Origin of the sequence: Rhodococcus opacus B4, from assembly GCF_000010805.1 — a bacterium.
Lineage (GTDB): Bacteria > Actinomycetota > Actinomycetes > Mycobacteriales > Mycobacteriaceae > Rhodococcus_F > Rhodococcus_F opacus_C.
Map to the genome: position 1 here is coordinate 1,891,900 of NC_012522.1, position 17,028 is coordinate 1,908,927.

At 70.1% G+C, this 17,028-nt stretch carries 13 protein-coding genes; 1 reads left to right on the forward strand and 12 read right to left on the reverse strand.

Features of this window, described 5'->3' with window-relative positions:
- Positions 1–15 precede the first annotated feature (15 nt).
- The 6 genes from ROP_RS08880 to ROP_RS08905 all read right to left on the reverse strand — a co-directional run bounded on the left by ROP_RS08880 (position 16) and on the right by ROP_RS08905 (position 5,403).
- Positions 16–1,200, reverse strand: a complete 1,185-nt coding sequence (locus ROP_RS08880; protein ID WP_012688990.1) for a thiolase C-terminal domain-containing protein — start codon at positions 1,198–1,200, stop codon at positions 16–18.
- Positions 1,197–1,628 (reverse strand): Zn-ribbon domain-containing OB-fold protein, encoded by a 432-nt coding sequence (locus ROP_RS08885; RefSeq protein ID WP_012688991.1) that lies wholly within the window; start codon positions 1,626–1,628, stop codon positions 1,197–1,199. The genes ROP_RS08880 and ROP_RS08885 overlap by 4 nt, the downstream gene beginning before the upstream one ends.
- On the reverse strand, positions 1,625–1,942 hold the full coding sequence (locus ROP_RS08890; protein ID WP_043824450.1) for a hypothetical protein: 318 nt from the start codon (positions 1,940–1,942) through the stop codon (positions 1,625–1,627). The genes ROP_RS08885 and ROP_RS08890 overlap by 4 nt, the downstream gene beginning before the upstream one ends.
- Before the next feature lie 85 nt (positions 1,943–2,027).
- Positions 2,028–3,515 carry an acetyl-CoA acetyltransferase gene (locus ROP_RS08895; RefSeq protein ID WP_012688993.1) on the reverse strand — a complete coding sequence of 496 codons (1,488 nt, stop codon included), beginning with the start codon at positions 3,513–3,515 and terminating at the stop codon, positions 2,028–2,030.
- Positions 3,512–4,549 (reverse strand): LLM class F420-dependent oxidoreductase, encoded by a 1,038-nt coding sequence (locus tag ROP_RS08900; RefSeq protein WP_012688994.1) that lies wholly within the window; start codon positions 4,547–4,549, stop codon positions 3,512–3,514. The genes ROP_RS08895 and ROP_RS08900 overlap by 4 nt, the downstream gene beginning before the upstream one ends.
- 44 nt (positions 4,550–4,593) lie before the next feature.
- Positions 4,594–5,403, reverse strand: a complete 810-nt coding sequence (locus tag ROP_RS08905) for an enoyl-CoA hydratase-related protein (protein ID WP_012688995.1) — start codon at positions 5,401–5,403, stop codon at positions 4,594–4,596.
- 133 nt (positions 5,404–5,536) lie between these two features.
- On the opposite strand from ROP_RS08905, the gene ROP_RS08910 reads away from it, so the two are divergent.
- The gene (locus tag ROP_RS08910) at positions 5,537–6,352 is read left to right on the forward strand and encodes a glucose 1-dehydrogenase (RefSeq protein ID WP_012688996.1); all 816 of its coding nucleotides are present in this window, start codon (positions 5,537–5,539) and stop codon (positions 6,350–6,352) included.
- Positions 6,353–6,414: 62 nt separating this feature from the next.
- Here ROP_RS08910 and ROP_RS08915 read toward each other — a convergent pair whose 3' ends face one another.
- The 6 genes from ROP_RS08915 to ROP_RS08940 all read right to left on the reverse strand — a co-directional run bounded on the left by ROP_RS08915 (position 6,415) and on the right by ROP_RS08940 (position 17,027).
- Positions 6,415–7,173: an SDR family oxidoreductase gene (locus ROP_RS08915; RefSeq protein ID WP_043826387.1), complete on the reverse strand. Its 759-nt coding sequence runs from the start codon at positions 7,171–7,173 to the stop codon at positions 6,415–6,417.
- Positions 7,174–7,178: 5 nt separating this feature from the next.
- Complete coding sequence (locus ROP_RS08920; RefSeq protein WP_012688998.1) at positions 7,179–8,702, reverse strand: class I adenylate-forming enzyme family protein; 1,524 nt, start codon at positions 8,700–8,702, stop codon at positions 7,179–7,181.
- 192 nt (positions 8,703–8,894) lie between these two features.
- Positions 8,895–11,036, reverse strand: coding sequence for a molybdopterin-containing oxidoreductase family protein (locus ROP_RS08925; RefSeq protein WP_012688999.1), 2,142 nt, complete (start codon positions 11,034–11,036; stop codon positions 8,895–8,897).
- A complete protein-coding gene (locus tag ROP_RS08930) occupies positions 11,033–12,658 on the reverse strand; it encodes an FAD-dependent oxidoreductase (protein ID WP_012689000.1) in 1,626 nt (541 codons plus the stop codon). The genes ROP_RS08925 and ROP_RS08930 overlap by 4 nt, the downstream gene beginning before the upstream one ends.
- Positions 12,658–14,898 (reverse strand): molybdopterin-dependent oxidoreductase, encoded by a 2,241-nt coding sequence (locus ROP_RS08935; RefSeq protein ID WP_043824453.1) that lies wholly within the window; start codon positions 14,896–14,898, stop codon positions 12,658–12,660. Before ROP_RS08935 ends, ROP_RS08930 begins: the two co-directional genes overlap by 1 nt.
- A complete protein-coding gene (locus tag ROP_RS08940; protein WP_012689002.1) occupies positions 14,898–17,027 on the reverse strand; it encodes a molybdopterin-containing oxidoreductase family protein in 2,130 nt (709 codons plus the stop codon). The genes ROP_RS08935 and ROP_RS08940 overlap by 1 nt, the downstream gene beginning before the upstream one ends.
- Position 17,028: the final 1 nt, after the last annotated feature.

The window sequence follows — 17,028 nt, forward strand, 5'->3', positions numbered from 1 at the left end:
ACAGAGTCGGTGGTGCTACAGCACGTCTTCGTGGGCGAAGAGCGTCGAACTGACGAGCGGCGCCATCGGACCGCCGATGAACAGCGACGTCTTGGCGTGCGCCACCGGATTGGTGGACGTGCCCCGGATCTGCCGCACCGCCTCGACCGCGAGGCCCATTCCGTTGACGAACGAGTCGGCGATGTTGCCGCCGCTCGTGTTCACGGGGAGCTTGCCCACGCCCGCGGTGAGGTTGTCGACGGTGAGGACCTCGCCGGCGGCGGGACCGGACGGTGCCAGGCCGTGGTCGATGAGCGCGGCGACGGCGGGCCCGCTGAAGTTCTCGTACACCTGGACGACGTCGACGTCGTCGGGCCCGAGGCCGGCGGCGGCCCAGAGCCGGTCCGCGACGCCCGGACGCCCGGCGGCGCCCGCGAAACCCGCTGTCGCGTACTGGTCGTCGTTGTCGATGAGTGAGGAGTAGCCGCCCGGTGCGCCCTGGGCTCCCGCAAGAACGTACGCGGGATCCGGTCGCAGCGACTTCGCACGCGCGGCGGAGACCAGCACCAGCGCAACGGCGCCGTCGCTCTCCCGCGAGCAGTCGTACAGGTGGAACGGCTCGGTGATCAGCCGGGACGACTCGTACGTCGCCTCGTCGAGCGGCTTGCCGTAGCCCTGCGCGGTCGGGTTGTTCTGGGCGTGCCGGTACGCCGCGAGCACGAGTGCCCGCATCGTCTCCCGCGGCACCCCGTCGTGCTCGAGCAGTCGCTGTGTCCGCAATGCGCAGACCTGGGCGGGCGAGCCGACGCCGTGCGCGAGGAAGTGCGGACCGTAGTGGTATTTCGCATATCCGAGCCGTCCGGTGTCCGCCTGCGCCATGGCGCGGTAGACGACGACGCACTCGGCCTGCCCCGCCGCGATCGCAACGGCGGCGTTGTTGACCGCGGCGGCGACCGTCCCGCCGCCGCCGCCCCACATCATGTTCGACCACCGGACGTCGTCGACGCCCAGGGCACCGCCGATCACGGCGCCGTCGTGCCCACCGCCCGCGTACGACACGAACCCGTCCAGCTCGCGCGGCGAGATGCCGGCGTCCGAGCACGCGGCGAGGATGGCCTCGAGGGTCAGCCTCAGCTCACCCGCGGGCGCTTCGCCGCGGCGGTAGTGGAGTTCGGACACGCCGACCACGGCGGCCGCTCCACGCATGGCGAGTGCACTCATGCCTGCGCTCCTTCCGTGGATCGACGCCAGCGCAGCAGCGGCCAGGTCGCGCCTTCGTCGTGTTCGATGTGCCCGACGACCGGGTCGCCGATGCGGATGGCGTCGGTGTCGTCGCCGGTGAGGATTCCGAGTACCCGGCGGTGCCCGGCCCCGGGAAGTTCCACGAGCACCGTCACGTACGGGACCTGGTCGGCCAGTTCGGTGATGAACGGGTACCAGCTACGCGACCAGCTGTACACGGTCCCGGCGGGCGTCACGGACTCCCAGTTCGGGTCGAGGGTGTGGCAGGATCCGCAGACCCATTGCGGTCCCCAGATCCAGGTCTTACAGTTGCCGCACCGTTGGAGGCGCAGCTCACCCTCGGTGAGACCGTCCCAATAGGGTTGGTCGAGGCCGTCGGCGGACGGTCCCCACGGTTCGTCCGTCATGCGGGCTGCCCTTCGTCCGCGGGGAAGTTCTCGAGCGCCGCGGCCAGCCAGCGGCCGTCGTGGCGCTCCCAGATCGAGCGCAGGCCGATGACGCCCTTCGGCGTCGTGTACACCGTCTCGCCGATGCGCCGGTCACCGTCGGCCCGGACATCTTTGATCTCGAACCCGTCGACGTCGCCGCGCGGAACGGTGACGCCGTCGAATACGGCGGGCAGATTCTCCTGCACCATGTCGGCCAGGGCGGCTTTCATGTCTCCGGACACCACGTATCCGACGTGTCGCTCGTACAGTTCGCGGAAGTCTTCGACAGACATTCGAACTCCTTTCCTCCGTGAGGCCCTCACGCCTCACGGCGGACGCTCTCACTGCCAATACCTTATGTCGTTAGGTAAACCCGCGTCAATCGTCGGCGAACCGGAACGTGCCGTCGGCCGCGACGGCCGCCGTGTCCCGCGCGACGTCGGCGCTGATCAACCGGGTCAGCGCGTCCACCTCCGTCGTCGCGGCCAGTGTGCGTTCGCCGGTGCCGGTCCGCACCGCGACGAAGCCGCGCTCCGGGGCGCCGTCCCGGCCGTGCACCACCGTCCAGGACTCGATCGAGCCGGATCCCTCATAGCTCGTGAGCGCTCGCGTGGCCGGCTGCGCATCGACCTCGGTCTGAACGTCCTGACGCCGGAAACCGCTGCGCGGCGGCTCGGTCCGATACACACCGAACGCATGCTTGGTGAGATAACCGCCGTTCGCCGTGATCAGCCCGTACGTTCCCGGCGCCTCGCGCAGCCGGGTCGCGAGCGTGGCGATCGCGTGCGTGCTGTAGTTGTTCCACGGACCACCCGCGAAGGTGAGGCCGCCGGTGAGCGTCAGCGGCCGGCCGGGATCGTCGAGGGGCAGACCCAACTCGGCCGCCGCGACCTGGACGGCCGACGGGAAGCACGAATACACGTCCACGTGCGCGACGTCGTCCCGCCCGATTCCCGACAGTTCCAGCGCACGGGCCCCGGCGATCCGGATGGCCGGCGACCGGTCGAGCGCCTCCCGCTCGGAGATGTCGTACGTGTCGTGCGCCTCGGTGCCCGCCTGCGGGTAGACCCAGGTGTCGCGGGCGATCCCGAGGCGGGTGGCGACCTCGACCGAGCAGAGCAGCAGTGCGGCGCCCTGCTCGACCATGTTGTTGGAGTTCAACAGCTTGGTGTACGGCCGGCTGATCCACCGATTGTCCTCGGACGGCGTGACGATCTCCTCGGCCGTGTATTCACGACCGGACCAGGCGTGCGGGTTCGTCGACGCCACCTTGCTGAACCCCGACCAGAGGGCGCCGATCGCCGCGCGGTGATCGTCCACCGACCGTCCCGCCGAGATCCGGAGTGCCTGTTCGAAGAGCGGGTACACGTACGCCGGCCGGTCGAGGCCGATCCTGGCCTGACCGTCGAAGACCATCGGAACCTCGGGAACCAGGATCTCGGCGGAGGGAACCGACTCGTCCTGAACCGTCCACTCCGGGCGAATGCCCTGAGACCGCAGCTTCATTCGGGTCCGCCACGACTCGGCGCCGCCCACCAGGACCACGTCGGCCCGGCCCGCCGCGATGTCCTCGGCGGCCTGGTTGACGAGAACCTGCGGTCCGCTGCCGCCGCTGCCGGTGTACCCGGTGTGCCGGACGGCCGCGCCGATGCGTTCGCCGACCAGGGCGCCCGGGTCCCGGTACCGCCACGACAGCATGCCGATCAGCCGGACGGAGTCGACGAGTCCGAGCAGACGCGACGATCCCGCCTCGGCGGCGGCCGCACGGGCCGCCGCGACGATGAGGTCGACGGGTTCCACTCCCCCGCTCCGCTCGTTGATCTGCCCGCCTCCGACGAGGATCGGGGTGCGCGGATCGAGTGTCATGACATCACCGCCTCGAGGATGCGTTCCCGGTTCTCGGGCCTGGGCCAGCCGCCGAGGATCAGCGTCGTCAGGCAGGTGGGCTTCCAGCGGTTCACGATGTCCTCGCAGATCTTGTCGGCGGGCCCGACCAGCGCGACGTCCTCGACCATCTCGGTCGGGACCGCCTGCGCGGCGAGATCGGGCCGACCGCGCAGATACAGATCCTGGATCTCGGCGCAGGCATCGGCCCAGCCCATGCGGGTGAACACGTCGTTGTGGAAATTGGCGCCTTTCGCGCCCATTCCGCCGGCATACAACGCGACGACGGGTTTGATCTTGGCCGCCGCCTTTTCCACGTCGTCGTTCTCGATCAGCCAGCACACGTTGGCGATCTCGAAATCCGACGGCGTTCGGCGTGCCCCGTCACGGGCGAACCCCTCGGCCAGGGCGGCGCGGTAGAACTCGTCGCTCTTGGGCGAGAACCACAGTGGGGTCCAGCCGTCCGCGATCTCCGCGGCGAGCGCGACGTTCTTCGGTCCCTCGGCTCCGAGGTACACCGGGATGTCCTCGCGCAGCGGGTGAACGATCGACTTCAACGGCTTTCCGAGACCACTGCCACCGTCCAGCGGGAGCTGGTAGTGCCGTCCCTGATAAGTCACCGGCTTCTCCCGGGCCCACACCGCACGCATGATCTCGACGTACTCACGGGTCCGCTCGAGCGGGCGCGGATACGGTTGCCCGTACCAGCCCTCGACCACCTGCGGGCCCGAGGCGCCGATACCGACGATCACCCGGCCCCCGCTGAGGTGGTCGACCGTCTGCGCCGCCATCGCCAGCGCGGTCGGCGTCCGGGCCGACATCTGACAGACCGCGGTCCCGAGCTTGATGGTGGAGGTGCGCGATCCCCACCAGGCGAGCGGCGTCAGCGCGTCCGACCCGTAGGTTTCCGCCGTCCAGAAGCTGTCCACGCCGAGCGCCTCGGCTTCGGCGAGCATCCGTTCGACGTTGCGCGGCGGACCGGAGCCCCAATAACCCGCGGCGATACCGACCTTCACCGTCGACCCCCGTCCCTGTCTCGATTCGTCACAGCTGTCGTCTTTCAGTGGTTCCGATAGACCGGCGGGCGCTTCTCGAGAAACGAGTACACGGCTTCGCGGTGGTCCTTGGTCATGGCGGCGAGGATCTGGGTCCGGTTCTCCAGGTCGATCGCGGCGCGCAGGCTCGGGACCTCGAGGTTGGACCACATCACCTCCTTGGTCATCCACACGCCGAACGGGCTGTTGCGCGCGATGTTCTCGGCGGTGTCCAGCGCCGCGTCCAGCAGTCGCTCCGCCGGTTCGACCGACGACACGATGCCCACGCGCTCGCACTCGGCTGCGTCGACGGGGCGGCCGGTGAGGAGAATCTCTGCCGCCCTGGAGAATCCGATCATCCGGGGCAGCAACCAGCTGACGCCGATGTCGCAGCTGGACTGTCCGCGGTTGATGAACGACGCATGCAACGCGGCGGTGTCGGCCATGATCCGGACGTCGGCCATCAGTGCCAACGCCATCCCACCTCCCGCGGCGGCGCCGTTGATCGCGGCGACCACCGGCGGCCTGGCGCCGCGGAACGCCTCGACGAGCGAGGCGATGTGCTGCTGTACACGCATGCCCGCCTGCGCCCGGCCCTCGCCCTCGACCGCGCCGGGCGGGGTGCCGTAGCCGCGCAGATCGATTCCCGCGCAGAACGCCCGCCCGTTTCCGGTCAGCACGATCGCGCGGGTCCCGGAGTCGTGGCGGACGTCGGCGAGCACTCTGTGCAGCGCCTCCACGAGTTCGACGTTCATCGCATTCAGGGCGTCCGCGCGATTCAGGCGGATCAGCAGAACGCCCGGCCGCGGGCGCTCGGTCAGTATCAGTTCGGACATTCGGGGCCTTCCCCTCGTGTGGTGCCGACGGCTCCGCTTCGCATTGACGACCGTCGACATCTCAAGCTAATACCTTTAGGTTAATACCTCAAGATCCACAGTTCGAACGGACGGCGAGAAGGGACTCGACACAATGTCAGAACTGCACGGCAAGGTCGCGGTGGTCACCGGAGGCGCAAGCGGAATCGGGGCTGCGACCTGCACACTTCTCGCGGAGCGGGGCGCGACCGTGGTGGTCACGGACATCGACGACGAGCGCGGCGAGACGGTCGCGGCCGCCCTCGGCGAGCGCGCCGTCTACCTCCATACCGACGTCACTCGCGAGGAGGACGTCGCGGCCGCGGTCCGCACCGCGACCGAGCGCTTCGGGCGGCTGGACGCCATGGTCAACAACGCAGGCCGGGTCGGCGCCTGGACGTACGTCGCGGACACCACCGTCGACGAATGGGACTCCTCGTTCGCCGTCCTGGCGCGCAGCGCGTTCCTCGGCACCAAACACGCCGCCCGCGTCATGCGCGAACAGGGTTTCGGCACCGTCGTCAACGTGTCGTCGGTGGCGGGGGTGCGCACCGGCTTCGGCCCGCACCCGTACGGCGCCGCGAAGGCCGCCGTGCTGCAGCTCACCCGCAGTGCGGCGCGCGAACTCGCCGAGTTCCACATCCGGGTGAACGCCGTCACCCCCGGTGGAATCGCGACCCGGATCGTCGGTCACGGCGCCGGCCTGGATGGCGACGCACTGGACGACAGCGTCGACCGGGTGCGGCAGGGGCTGGCGTCGTTCCAGCCGATCCCCCGCGCCGGCGAGGGCGAGGACATCGCCGGCGCCATCGCCTACCTGGTCTCCGACGACGCCACGTTCGTGACCGGGCAGAACATCGTCGTCGACGGTGGCCTCACCCTCGGCAAGGCGTGGCCCGGCAACTACCGCGCCGAGGCCGATAGGCGCTGACGCACCCGTGCGCACTTTTGGTAGTGGTAGCTACCAAAAGTGCGCACGGGTGCCGAAGGCGCCTACACCCCGACAGGTCCGCCCAGCCAGACACCGACCTCTTCCCCGGACACGTGTCTACCGTCCTCGCTGACGAGGAAGGACACCGTCGACGCGATCGACTCGGCCGGGATCCGCGGCCAGTGGGCGGCGAGGGTCTCGACCGCGTTCTCGCCGCCGGAGGCGATGATGTCGGTCTCCACGAACCCCGGCATCACCGCGTTGACGGTGATGCCGCGCCGCGCCACCTCGAGCGCCATCGACCGGGTCATGCCCACCAGTCCCGCTTTCGCGGCGGAGTACGCGCTCATGCCCGGGGACGGTCGCCGCCCGCCGGACGCGCTGCTGACGAAGACGACGCGGCCCCAGCCGCTGTCGTACATGGCGGGAAGTGCGGCGTGGGTGGTGTAGAAGGCGCCGCTGAGGTTGACGCCGATCACCCGGTCCCAGTCGCTCGGCGACTGCTTGCGGGCCGCTCCCGCGAGGTTCATGCCCGCATTGTTGACCAGCACGGTCGGCGCGCCGAGTTCGGTGGTCGTTGCGGCGATCAGCTCCTCGGCTTGCGCCGCGTCGGACACGTCCGCGCGAATCGCCGTGGCCCGGCCGCCGCCGGCGACGATCTTGTCCACCACGCCCTGTGCGTCCGCAGCACTGGACGAGTAGTTGACCGCGACCGCGAATCCGTCCGCCGCCAGCCGCCGGGAAATCGCGGCCCCGATACCGCGGCCACCGCCCGTCACGACCGCCACTCGCTGCTGCGTCACTGCTTTCACGACCGTCATCGCCGTCACCGGACCTTCGGATAGGTCTGCGGCACATCGGAGTACGTTTCCCGCAGGTCCCGCTTGGAGATCTTGCCGCTGGCCATCCGGGGCAGTCCGTCGTCGACGAACACCACGTACCGCGGCACCTTGTAGTCGGCGAGGTTCTGGTTGCAGTACTCGACGACGTCCGCCTCGGTGAGTCCCTCGACCTTCTTCACGATCGCGGCCGGAGTCTCGCCGAACTTCTCGTCGGGCACGCTGATCACCGCGACCTCCTGCACCCCGGGCAGCCGGTTGATCACCTGCTCGATCTCCGCGGGCGAGATGTTGAGGCCACCGGAGATGATCATGTCCTTGAGCCGGTCGACGAACGTGAGGTAGCCGTTGTCGTCGAGCTTTCCGAGATCGCCGGTGTGCAGCCAGCCGTCGATCAGCGCGGATCGGGTGGCGTCCTCGTTGCACCAGTACCCCGGCATCATGCCCGGGCCTCGCAGCAGGATCTGCCCCACTTGGTCGGGGGCGCAGTCCGTTCCGTCGGCGTCGACGACGCGGATCTTGGTGAAGATGCCACCCCACCCGCACTTGTCGGGATGCTCGGCCGCCTCGTCCCGCGGCATCGCGGTGGCCGACCCGCCGATCTCGGTCTGCCCGTAGATCTGCCGCAGTTGGACGCCCCGGGCGAGCCACGTCCCGACCAGCGCCGACGGGACCCGGGCACCACCGACGTGGGCGGTGGTCAGGTGACTCAGGTCCGCTCCTTCGAAGCCGGGCACGCGGGAGATCTGCTCGAACAGGATCGGCGGGCCGGTCAGGGTGGTGGCCCGGCTGTCGATCATCACCCGCAGCGCGGCCTCGGGGTCGAACCCGGGCTGCAGCAGCAAGGTGCCGCCGTGCAGCACGGTGCGGGAGATGCCCCAGATGATGCCTGCCGCGGTGAACAGCGGCAGCACGAGCAGCGGCCGGAAGCGGTTCTGCTCGATCGGCTCCATCAGGGCCCATTCGTGCATCTCGCCGGCGATCGTGGCGTGGGTGAACACGACACCCTTCGGCTTGCCGGTGGTGCCGCTGGTGAACACGATCGCGGTGGGCTCGGACTGCTCCGTCACCGGCGTACGGAACGGCGGATGCGTGCCGCCACGAAGAGGCCGCACGTCCCGCTCGAACTCCACGATGGCGAAGGTGCCGCGCGCCGCGTACACGTCGTCGAGACGCGAGCGCAGCGCCCCGTCGCAGTACACGACGGCCGGTTCGCAATCCTCGACCAGGGTGGTCAGCTCGCCGGCGAGCATCCGCTGATTGAACGGCGCCGCGATCGCCCCCACCTTCATCGCGCCCAGCGCGGCCACGCACCACTCGAGCGAGTTGGTTCCGAGGAAACTGACCCGGTCGCCTGGTGTGACGCCGCGCGCCGCAAGGTCGTGGGCGACGGCGTCGGCCCAGGTGTCGAGTTCGCGGTAGGTCACCACGTCGCCGGCGAAGTCGATCGCCGGCTGGTCGGGGACGGTCCGCACCCAGTACGTGAGTGCGTCGATAACGGTTCCGCTCATGGAATTCCTCCTGTGTGCCCGGTCGCGACCGGCGGGATCGAACCCGAAGTTCTCCGTGACACGGCCTCGTGCATACGGATGCTCCGTGGCGCCGATCACAGCGCTAAATCTAAAGGTTGTTGTTAAATCCGGCAAGGTTTCAGTGAAACCCCACCCGTGAGTACTTATTGACGTCGGGCGGTTGACAAGTACTCACGGGTGGCGAAGCCGCACGACCTCCACGTTGATCCCGGTGAGCTGCGACTGATTGCTGAGCGGGTCGTAGCCCTCTCGGCCGGTGGGCGCGAGCCGGTTGACGTTCACACCAGGGTTGCGCCGCGCGACGTCCAGACCCCGGGCCGTGCCCTGGCCCCAGCCGTGGGTCATCGCCACGACACCTGGCCGGAGAGTGTCGTCGCACACCAGCACCGCGTCGACCTCGCCGTGACGGTTGCGCACGGTGACGTCGTCGCCCTCGACGAGGCCACGGAACCGCGCGTCGTCCGGGTTCATCCACAGCGGATTGCTCTGGTGGACGCCCTGTTTGAACACCGGAAGGTTGTGCAGCCAGCTGTTGACCATGTAGTGGGTGCGGCGGGTGACCAGCTTGAGCTGGTCGGCGGGCTCCGCGGCCAGTTCCTCGAAGATGCGTTCGGCGGTCTCGTACGAGCGCTGGAACAGCGTCGGGCAGCAGTCGATCAGGCCGTCGTCGTGCTGGACCGCGATGCTGAACACGTGCGAGGGATCGGCCTCCGGCAGCACCGCGGTCTGGCAGGGCATCGCCTTCAACGCCTCGATGCTCAGACCCGACTCCCGCATCGTCGCGTCGACCGCGGCGAACGGATTCGGATCCGGCTCGTCGAGCAGGGTCGGGACGCCCATCGCCTGCTGGATGCGCGACAGGATCCACCAGTCGTCGCGACGCTCCCCCTTCGCCGGGACGACCGCCGGTGTGTACTGGACGTAGGGCTCCATCGCGACGCCCATGGTGTTGAGGAAGTTGACGTCCTCTCGCTCCAGCCAATCCGTCGCCGGCAGAACGTAGTCGGCCATCTCCCCGGTGACGGTACGGTACAGATCGACGGTGACGATCAGGTCCAGCTGCTCGAGCGCCCGGCGCAGCCGGTCGTCGCCGCCGACCGACAGCAGTGGGTTGCCCGACACCACGATCAGTGCGCGGATCGGGTCGTCGGGGTTCTCGATGAACTCCGGGAGCAGGGCCGCGGGCAGGTCACCGCCGATGGTGCGCATTTCCCCGAAGGGGCCATCGAAGAACGGATCGTTCCGTTTGCGTTTCGAGCCCTGCACGACGTCGGAGACTCCGCGCGAGTAGATGTTGCCGCCGCGCCTGCCGAGGTTGCCGGAGAACAGGCTGACCATGGTCAGCATCCAGTAGGCCAGCGCGCCCTGCCGGCCCTGGTTCACACCGGTGGCCATGTAGATGCTCGCGCTCGGCGCCGCACAGAAGTCGTCCGCGACCCGACGGATCGTGCCGGCGTCGATTCCGGTGACCGCGGCGATCCGGTCGACGGGATATTGCCGGACGAAGTCGAGCAACTCGTCGACGCGTCGCGCGTGACGTTCCACCTCGGCCCGGTCGTACCCGATCCGGAAGACGATCTCGTGCAGAATCCCTGCGAGGAAGTAGAAGTCGGTGTCCGGCTTGATCTGCAGGACGTCACCGGTCTCCGGCGACGACGACTCGATGCGGCGCGGATTGACGAACAGCACGGTCCCGCCACGCTTGTTGACGGCGCGGATCTTGGCCATCGGATCCGAGATGTGGATCAGCGTCATGTGCGACACCTGCGGATTGCTGCCCAGGCACAGGAAGTAGTCCGTGTGCAGCAGGTCGGGAATCGGATGTGCCATCGACGCGCCGTAGATCGCCTCACTCGCAGCATATTTCGCCGAGGTGTCCTGGGTTCCCGCACTGAAGCGCATCCGGGTGTCGAAGCCGCGCGCGATCGTGGCGGCGTTCGCGTAGTAGGCGCCGTTGAACGCCGACGGGTTGCCTTGATAGACGGCGAGGGCGTTACGGCCGTACACGCGCCGCACCTCTGCAAGCCTGTCGGCGATCTCGCGCGCCGCGACGTCCCACTCGACCGGCTCGAAGACGCCGCGCTCCTCGCTCCGCGGATTCGTCCGTTTCAGCGGCCGGTCGAGTCGATCCGGATCCTGGTGAACCTGAAGGTAGTGCACGCCCTTGTGGCAGGAGAACCCCTTGTGCACGGGATGATCCCGGTCCGGTTGCAGCCGGAGAACCTCGCCGTCCCGTACCTCCGCGAGCAGGCCGCAACCCGGCTCGCAGATCCGGCAGAACGTGTGTACGCGCGTCGCCTCCGCCGGGCTCATCGGGTCGCCGCACCCGCGACGACGACCGCCGCCTCCCGGGCGTCGACGATCTTGATGCGGGGCCTGCCCTCCTCGCGGCCGCGCTCACGCTCGAAACGGTCGATCGCGCGCCAGTCCGCACCACCGAGCGCGTCGGGCCGGCGTTCGTGCACCAGCGCCGTCAGGTCCGCAGCGGCCCCGGTCGGCGCGGTGAGCAGGCCCGCGCGGTGATCGTCCAGCAGGGCCTCGACGGTCTCCGCCGCGCAGTAGCGATTGGTGCCGATCACACCGGTCGCGCCGCGCTTGATCCAACCCGCCACGTAGTGGCCGGTGACGGCCTCCCCGGTGCCCGCGTCGACCACACGCCCCGCCACGTTGCCAACCGTTCCGGTGGACTCGTCGAAAGGCAACCCGGCGATGGGCAGTCCGCGGTACCCGACGGCCCGCAGGACCAGTCCGCACTCGATCCGGTCGACGGCGTCGTCGTTCGACACCGCCAGCGCCGACACCTGGTCCTCGCCGACCACTTCCTGTGGGGAACAACCGAATCGGAACACGATGCGCTTGTTCCCCGGAATCGCCTCCCGCCGGGAGTACTCGGCCAGGATCTTCAGCTTCGCCGGGGCATCCGGTCCCGCCGTGACCAGACCGTCGACGAGGACGTCGATACCCGGCATCGAGCCGAGCGCGAGCAGTTCCGGGGTGGTGCAGGCCGCGTGCTCCGGTCCCCGACGACCGAGTACCACCACCTCGTCGATCCGGCTGCCGGCCAGGGCGTCGAGCGCGTGGTCGGCGATGTCGGTCCGGCGCAGGGTCTCCACATCGGAGACGAGAATGCGGGCGACGTCGAGCGCCACGTTCCCGTTGCCGACCACGACCGCACGCTCCGCGGTCAGGTCGAACTCGCGGTCGGCGTGCTCGGGGTGCCCGTTGTACCAGGCCACGAATTCGCGGGCAGCGTGGCTGCCCGGCAGGTCCTCGCCGGGGATGCCGAGGCGGCGGTCCCCCGACGCCCCGGACGCGTGGATCACCGCGTGGTGGTGGGCCAGCACCTCGTCGAGCGTCACGTCCCGCCCGACCTCGACGCCGAGATGGAACGTGAAGCCGTCCCGCCGCGCGGTGCGGTCGAACACCCGGTCCACCGTCTTGGTGTGCCAGTGATCGGGCGCGACGCCGAACCGCACGAGTCCGCCGGCGACGGGCAGCCGTTCGAACATGGTGACCTCAGCGGCGATGTCGCGACGCGCCAGCAGTTCCTCGGCGGCGTAGAACGCCGACGGCCCGGATCCGACGATCGCCACCCGCAGCGCCGGGGGGTCGTCGACGCCGGCGGTCGCGAGGGCGATCGGAAGCGGCTGCACGTGCGCACCCGGCGCGGCGCTGCGCGGATTCCGCTGGAAGTACTCGGCATTGATGTCGCGGTACCGGTCGATGTCGGGTACGGGCGCGTCGCCGGGGACGATCGCGTCGACGGGGCACACGTCGGAGCACGCGCCGCAGTCGATGCAGGCGCCGGGGTCGATGTACAGCATCTCGGTGCGCTTGTACTCCCGCTCCGCGGGGGTCGGGTGGATGCAGTCGACCGGGCACACCGCGACACAGGTCGCGTCGTTGCAGCAGTTCTGGGTGACCACGTACGCCATCAGGGATGCTCCTCGCTCGTGCGCGTCACGGTGACCGGGACGCCGTTGAAGATCGGGGACGCCGTCAGCGCCTCGAGGTCGGTGGTGTCGTCCACCAGGGCGTTGTAGTTGCTGCCGGGCACCGAGGCCGACCGGGACGTCCGCAGGCCCGGCCCGTCGTGGCCCCACCCGTGCGGCATGCTGACCACACCGGGACGCAGCGTGTCGTCGATCCGCAGTTCGGCCGTCACGGTGGTGACCTTGGACGTCACCGCAACCCGGTCACCGGCGACCAGGCCGCGCTCGGCCGCGTCGCGTGGGCTGATCAGCAGGGCGCACTGGCCGCCGTCCGGTTGGGGTAGCGCATTGTGCAGCCACGAGTTCATGCCGCGCCGCTGACGCCGGTTGATCAGCAGCAGATCCGGGGTCGCCCTCGTCATGCTCGCCCGCACCCGCGGTAGATCCGCGACGATCATCTCCGGCATCAGGTCGATTCGCCCGTCCGGCGTGCGCAGCACCTCCGGGACGCGCGGCGCCAGCGGCCCGTAGTCGATGCCGTCCGGGCTGTCCTCCAGCAGTGCGAGAGTCAGCCCGTCCGGGTCGAGACCGAACCGGTCGCCGTAGGGCCCGCTGCGCAGACGCAGATCCAGTAGGCGCTGCGGGCCGCGGCGGTCGGTGACCGCGCGCAGCGCCTGTTCCGTTTCGCAGCCGGCGAGTTTCGCGGCGCGCCGGGCCGCGACGACTGCCACCTCGTCGTCCAGCTCCTCCACCGGACGGTGCGGGGTTCCCTTGGCGATCGCGGCCAGCCGCAACAGGATCTGCCATTCCGCCAGTTCGCCGTCGGCGAGGTCGAGCAGGGGCGGGGTGTACCGCGCGACGTTCCGGATCTGGAAGTGCGCCAGCGTCACGTCGTGGTGGCCTCGGGTCGTCACCGGCGGCGGGGGCAGGATCACGTCGGCGTAGCGGGTGGTCTCGTTGAGGTAGCAGTCCACCGACACCATGAACTCGAGGGCACCGAGCGCCTCCTCGATCGCACCGCTGTTGGGCAGGGACCGGGCCGGATTCCCGGCGAGGGTGATCAATGCCCGGGTGCGGCCCGGTCCGGGGGTGAGGATCTCCTCCGCGAAGCACACCGCGGGCAGCTCCCCCATCGCCTCCGGCAGCCCCCGCACCCGCGAACGCCACCGGTCGAACATCAGCTTCGGCGGTCTGGTCACCGGCCAGGTGTTCTGTCCGCCGGCCGGCGGCAGCGCGAACATCGCGCCCCCGGGCCGGTCGAGATTGCCGGTGACGATGGTGAGCACCTCGACGAGCCAGTTCGCGAGGGTGCCGAACTCCTGCATGCACGTCCCGATTCGCGAATGCGCTACCGCCGCAGGAGCGCCCGCGAACCCGCGGGCCACCGCGCGGATCAGGTCGCTGTCGATCCCACATGCTGCGGCGACGGCTTCGGCGTCGAATTCCGCCGCCATCGCGAGCGCGGCGTCCAGTCCGTCCACCACGTCCGGTAGCCGCTCGGGCCTGGCCAGACCCTCGGTCGCGATCGCCGACAGCACCCCGAGCAGGAACAGGGCGTCGGTGCCGGGCCGGATCGGCACGTGCAGATCCGCGACCTCGGCGGTGCGGGTCCGCACCGGGTCCACCACGACGAGGGTGCCGCCCCGCTCGCGCAGCGCCTGCAACCGGAGGTGCATGCCCGGCGCGGTGACGGTACTGCCGTTGGAGACCATCGGGTTCGAGCCGAGGATCAGCAGGTAGTCGGTGCGGTCGAGATCGGGGACGGTCATGCCCAGGCCGGTGCCGTACAGCAGCATGTGCGCGAGGTTCTTCGGCCAGGTGTCGACACTGGCCGGCGAGTAGATGTTCCGGGTGCCGACCGCGCCGATCAGTTCACCCAGGTAGAACGTCGAATCCAGGTGGTGGGCAGCCGGATTGCCGTGGTACACGGCGCAACTGCCCGGGTCGCCGGTGACGAACTCCGGTAGCCGCCGCTCGATCTCGGCGAACGCCTCGTCCCAGCCGGCCTCCCGGAATCCACCGTCCGCGGTGCGCAGCAGCGGGGTCCGGATCCGGTCGGGGTCGTTCTCGATGCGGCCGAGGCCGAGCCCCTTCGCGCAACTGTGCCCGGCGCTCATCACGTCGTCGGGGTTCGGCGCCACCCGCACGATGGCTCGTCCGTCGAGTTCGACGAGCAGCCCGCACGTCGACTCGCACAGCGGGCAGATCCTGTGCCCGGCAATCGGTTCGGTGGCCGTGGTCATCACACATCCTGTTCGGTTGCGGTGGGCTCGACCGTGACGGGAACCGCGGTCATGGTGGGCATCGCGTTGATCGACTGGACACCGTCACCGGTTCCGGTCAGCGCGTTCACGTTCACTCCGACGTCGTCGCGCGGGTCGACGCCCCCGAAGCAGTGCGTCATCGACACGGTCCCCCGGGCCAGGGTGCCGTCCGCCCGTGCGGTCGCACGCAGGCGTCCGGACGCCGAGCGCACGGTCACCGCCTGACCGTCGGCGATGGCCAGGGCGGCGAGGTCGTCCGGGTGCAGGCTCGCGGGGTTCGTTCCTCCGGGGACGAGACCGGGCACGCGGGTGCCGGTGGAGTTGACGGCCTCGCGGATCCGTCGCACCGTCAGCAGGAACGGGAACTGCGGTGTGACAGGGCTGTCCGTCAGTGCTGCGCGCAGTTCGCCGCGCACGTCGCCGGGCATCAGCACCAGACGGTGCCCGGCACCTTCCTTGCCGGCCGGACCGACGACGGCGCCACTGTCTCCGGCGAGATGCCCGTGCGGGGCGGCGACCAGGTCGGCGAACGGGACGCGCCCCCGCTCGGCCATCATCGCCAGCAACTGCTCCGACGTCGGCGGTGCGGCGGGGTCGAGGATGCGGCCGGCGAACTTGACCGGCTGCCCGGAGGCGGCGGCGAGGTCGAGGAAGAACCGCCAGTCGTCGACGACGCCGGGCGGCGGCGGCACGACAGCGGGAGTGAACTGCGCGAACGGGCGCGGGAAGAACGGCTCCATGATCGCGGTGTGGTCGGCGCGCTCGTACATCGTGGTCGGCGCGATCACGAAGTCGGCGAGCCGGGCGGTGTCCGACATGCGGGGGTCGACGCACACCAGGAGGTCGAGTGATCGCAGCGCGCGCAGTGCCTTCCCGCGGTCGGGCAGCGCCGCGGCCGGATTGCCGCCGGAGACGATCAGCGCCCGCACCCGGCCGGGACCGGGTTCGAGGATCTCGTCGGCGAGGATGCCGGACGGCAGTTCGCCGCGGATCGCCCGCACGTCGCCGATCCGGCTGCGGAATCCGTGCTCGTAGGCGCGGGTGGGCGGGGCGACCTCCGCCCGGGCGGGCACGTGCCGGGTCAGGACGGCGCGGTCGTCGGCCCGCTCCCCTTCGCGCAGGTAGCGGCCGCACACCACGTTGAGGGCGGCGACGAGGTGCTCGGCGAGGTTCGAGTGCGGGCCCATGCACAGCCCGGTCCCGGTGGTCGCCATCCCCCGCGCTCCGCCCGCGAACACCCGGGCGGCGTCGCGGACCCGGTCGGCGGGGACACCGCAGATCCGCTGCACCACAGCGGGTGTTACCCCGACGACCGCTGCCGCGAGCGCCGGCAGGTCCGCGACGTACCGCCCGCAGAAATCGGCGTCGTGCAGGTTCTCGGTGAGGACGACGTGGAGGAGTCCGGCGAACAGCACCGCGTCCGTTCCCGGGCGGGGCGCCAGGTGGATGTCGGCGAGGGCGGCGGTCTCGGTGCGTCGCGGGTCGACGACGATCAGCCGCAGTCCCCGGTCCCGCGCCGCCCGCAGGATGACGGACGGGTTCTGCACGACCGCGCCGTCCCCGTCCCCGCCGTTGGCGGAGACGACGGGGTTGGTGCCGGCCAGCAGCCACACGTCCGCGTCCTCGAACCGCTGCCTGCCGCCGAGGTATGTTCCCATCCGTTCGGCGACAACCCATTTCGCCGACTGGTCGATGGTCATCGTGGAGAACAGCTTGTGCGAGCCGGTTCCCCGGAACCAGGCCCGGGCCATCGGCGGGGTGAGTGCGGCGAAGTTCTGCTGCGTCCCCATGAACAGCGCGACCGCATCCGGCCCGTGCCGGTCCACGATGGTGCGCAGCCGGGCCGCGATCTCGGTGACGGCCCCGGCCACCGGCACCGGCTCGTGGGTGCCGGCGGCGGTGCGCCGCATCGACGTGGTCAGCCGGTCCGGGCCGTGGACGAGGTCGCCGCCACGGCGCCCCTTCGGGCAGGTGTACCCACCGGAGATCGGGTGGTGGGCATCCCCGAGCACCCGCGCGATCCGTCCGTCCTCGACGTCGAGCAGGACACCGCACGAGGACGCACACAGCCTGCAGAACGACGTAACCCTCGAGGTGACGGATCGCATG

What these genes read in the sequence shown, in the direction of transcription:
- ROP_RS08880 (WP_012688990.1), bottom strand. Translation starts at nt 1,200, where the DNA reads ATGAGTGCACTCGCCATGCGTGGAGCGGCCGCCGTGGTCGGCGTGTCC.
- ROP_RS08910 (WP_012688996.1), top strand. Translation starts at nt 5,537, where the DNA reads ATGTCAGAACTGCACGGCAAGGTCGCGGTGGTCACCGGAGGCGCAAGC.
- ROP_RS08930 (WP_012689000.1), bottom strand. Translation starts at nt 12,658, where the DNA reads ATGGCGTACGTGGTCACCCAGAACTGCTGCAACGACGCGACCTGTGTC.
- ROP_RS08940 (WP_012689002.1), bottom strand. Translation starts at nt 17,027, where the DNA reads ATGCGATCCGTCACCTCGAGGGTTACGTCGTTCTGCAGGCTGTGTGCG.
- ROP_RS08895 (WP_012688993.1), bottom strand. Translation starts at nt 3,515, where the DNA reads ATGACACTCGATCCGCGCACCCCGATCCTCGTCGGAGGCGGGCAGATC.
- ROP_RS08890 (WP_043824450.1), bottom strand. Translation starts at nt 1,942, where the DNA reads ATGTCTGTCGAAGACTTCCGCGAACTGTACGAGCGACACGTCGGATAC.
- ROP_RS08935 (WP_043824453.1), bottom strand. Translation starts at nt 14,898, where the DNA reads ATGACCACGGCCACCGAACCGATTGCCGGGCACAGGATCTGCCCGCTG.
- ROP_RS08920 (WP_012688998.1), bottom strand. Translation starts at nt 8,702, where the DNA reads ATGAGCGGAACCGTTATCGACGCACTCACGTACTGGGTGCGGACCGTC.
- ROP_RS08915 (WP_043826387.1), bottom strand. Translation starts at nt 7,173, where the DNA reads ATGACGGTCGTGAAAGCAGTGACGCAGCAGCGAGTGGCGGTCGTGACG.
- ROP_RS08905 (WP_012688995.1), bottom strand. Translation starts at nt 5,403, where the DNA reads ATGTCCGAACTGATACTGACCGAGCGCCCGCGGCCGGGCGTTCTGCTG.
- ROP_RS08885 (WP_012688991.1), bottom strand. Translation starts at nt 1,628, where the DNA reads ATGACGGACGAACCGTGGGGACCGTCCGCCGACGGCCTCGACCAACCC.
- ROP_RS08925 (WP_012688999.1), bottom strand. Translation starts at nt 11,036, where the DNA reads ATGAGCCCGGCGGAGGCGACGCGCGTACACACGTTCTGCCGGATCTGC.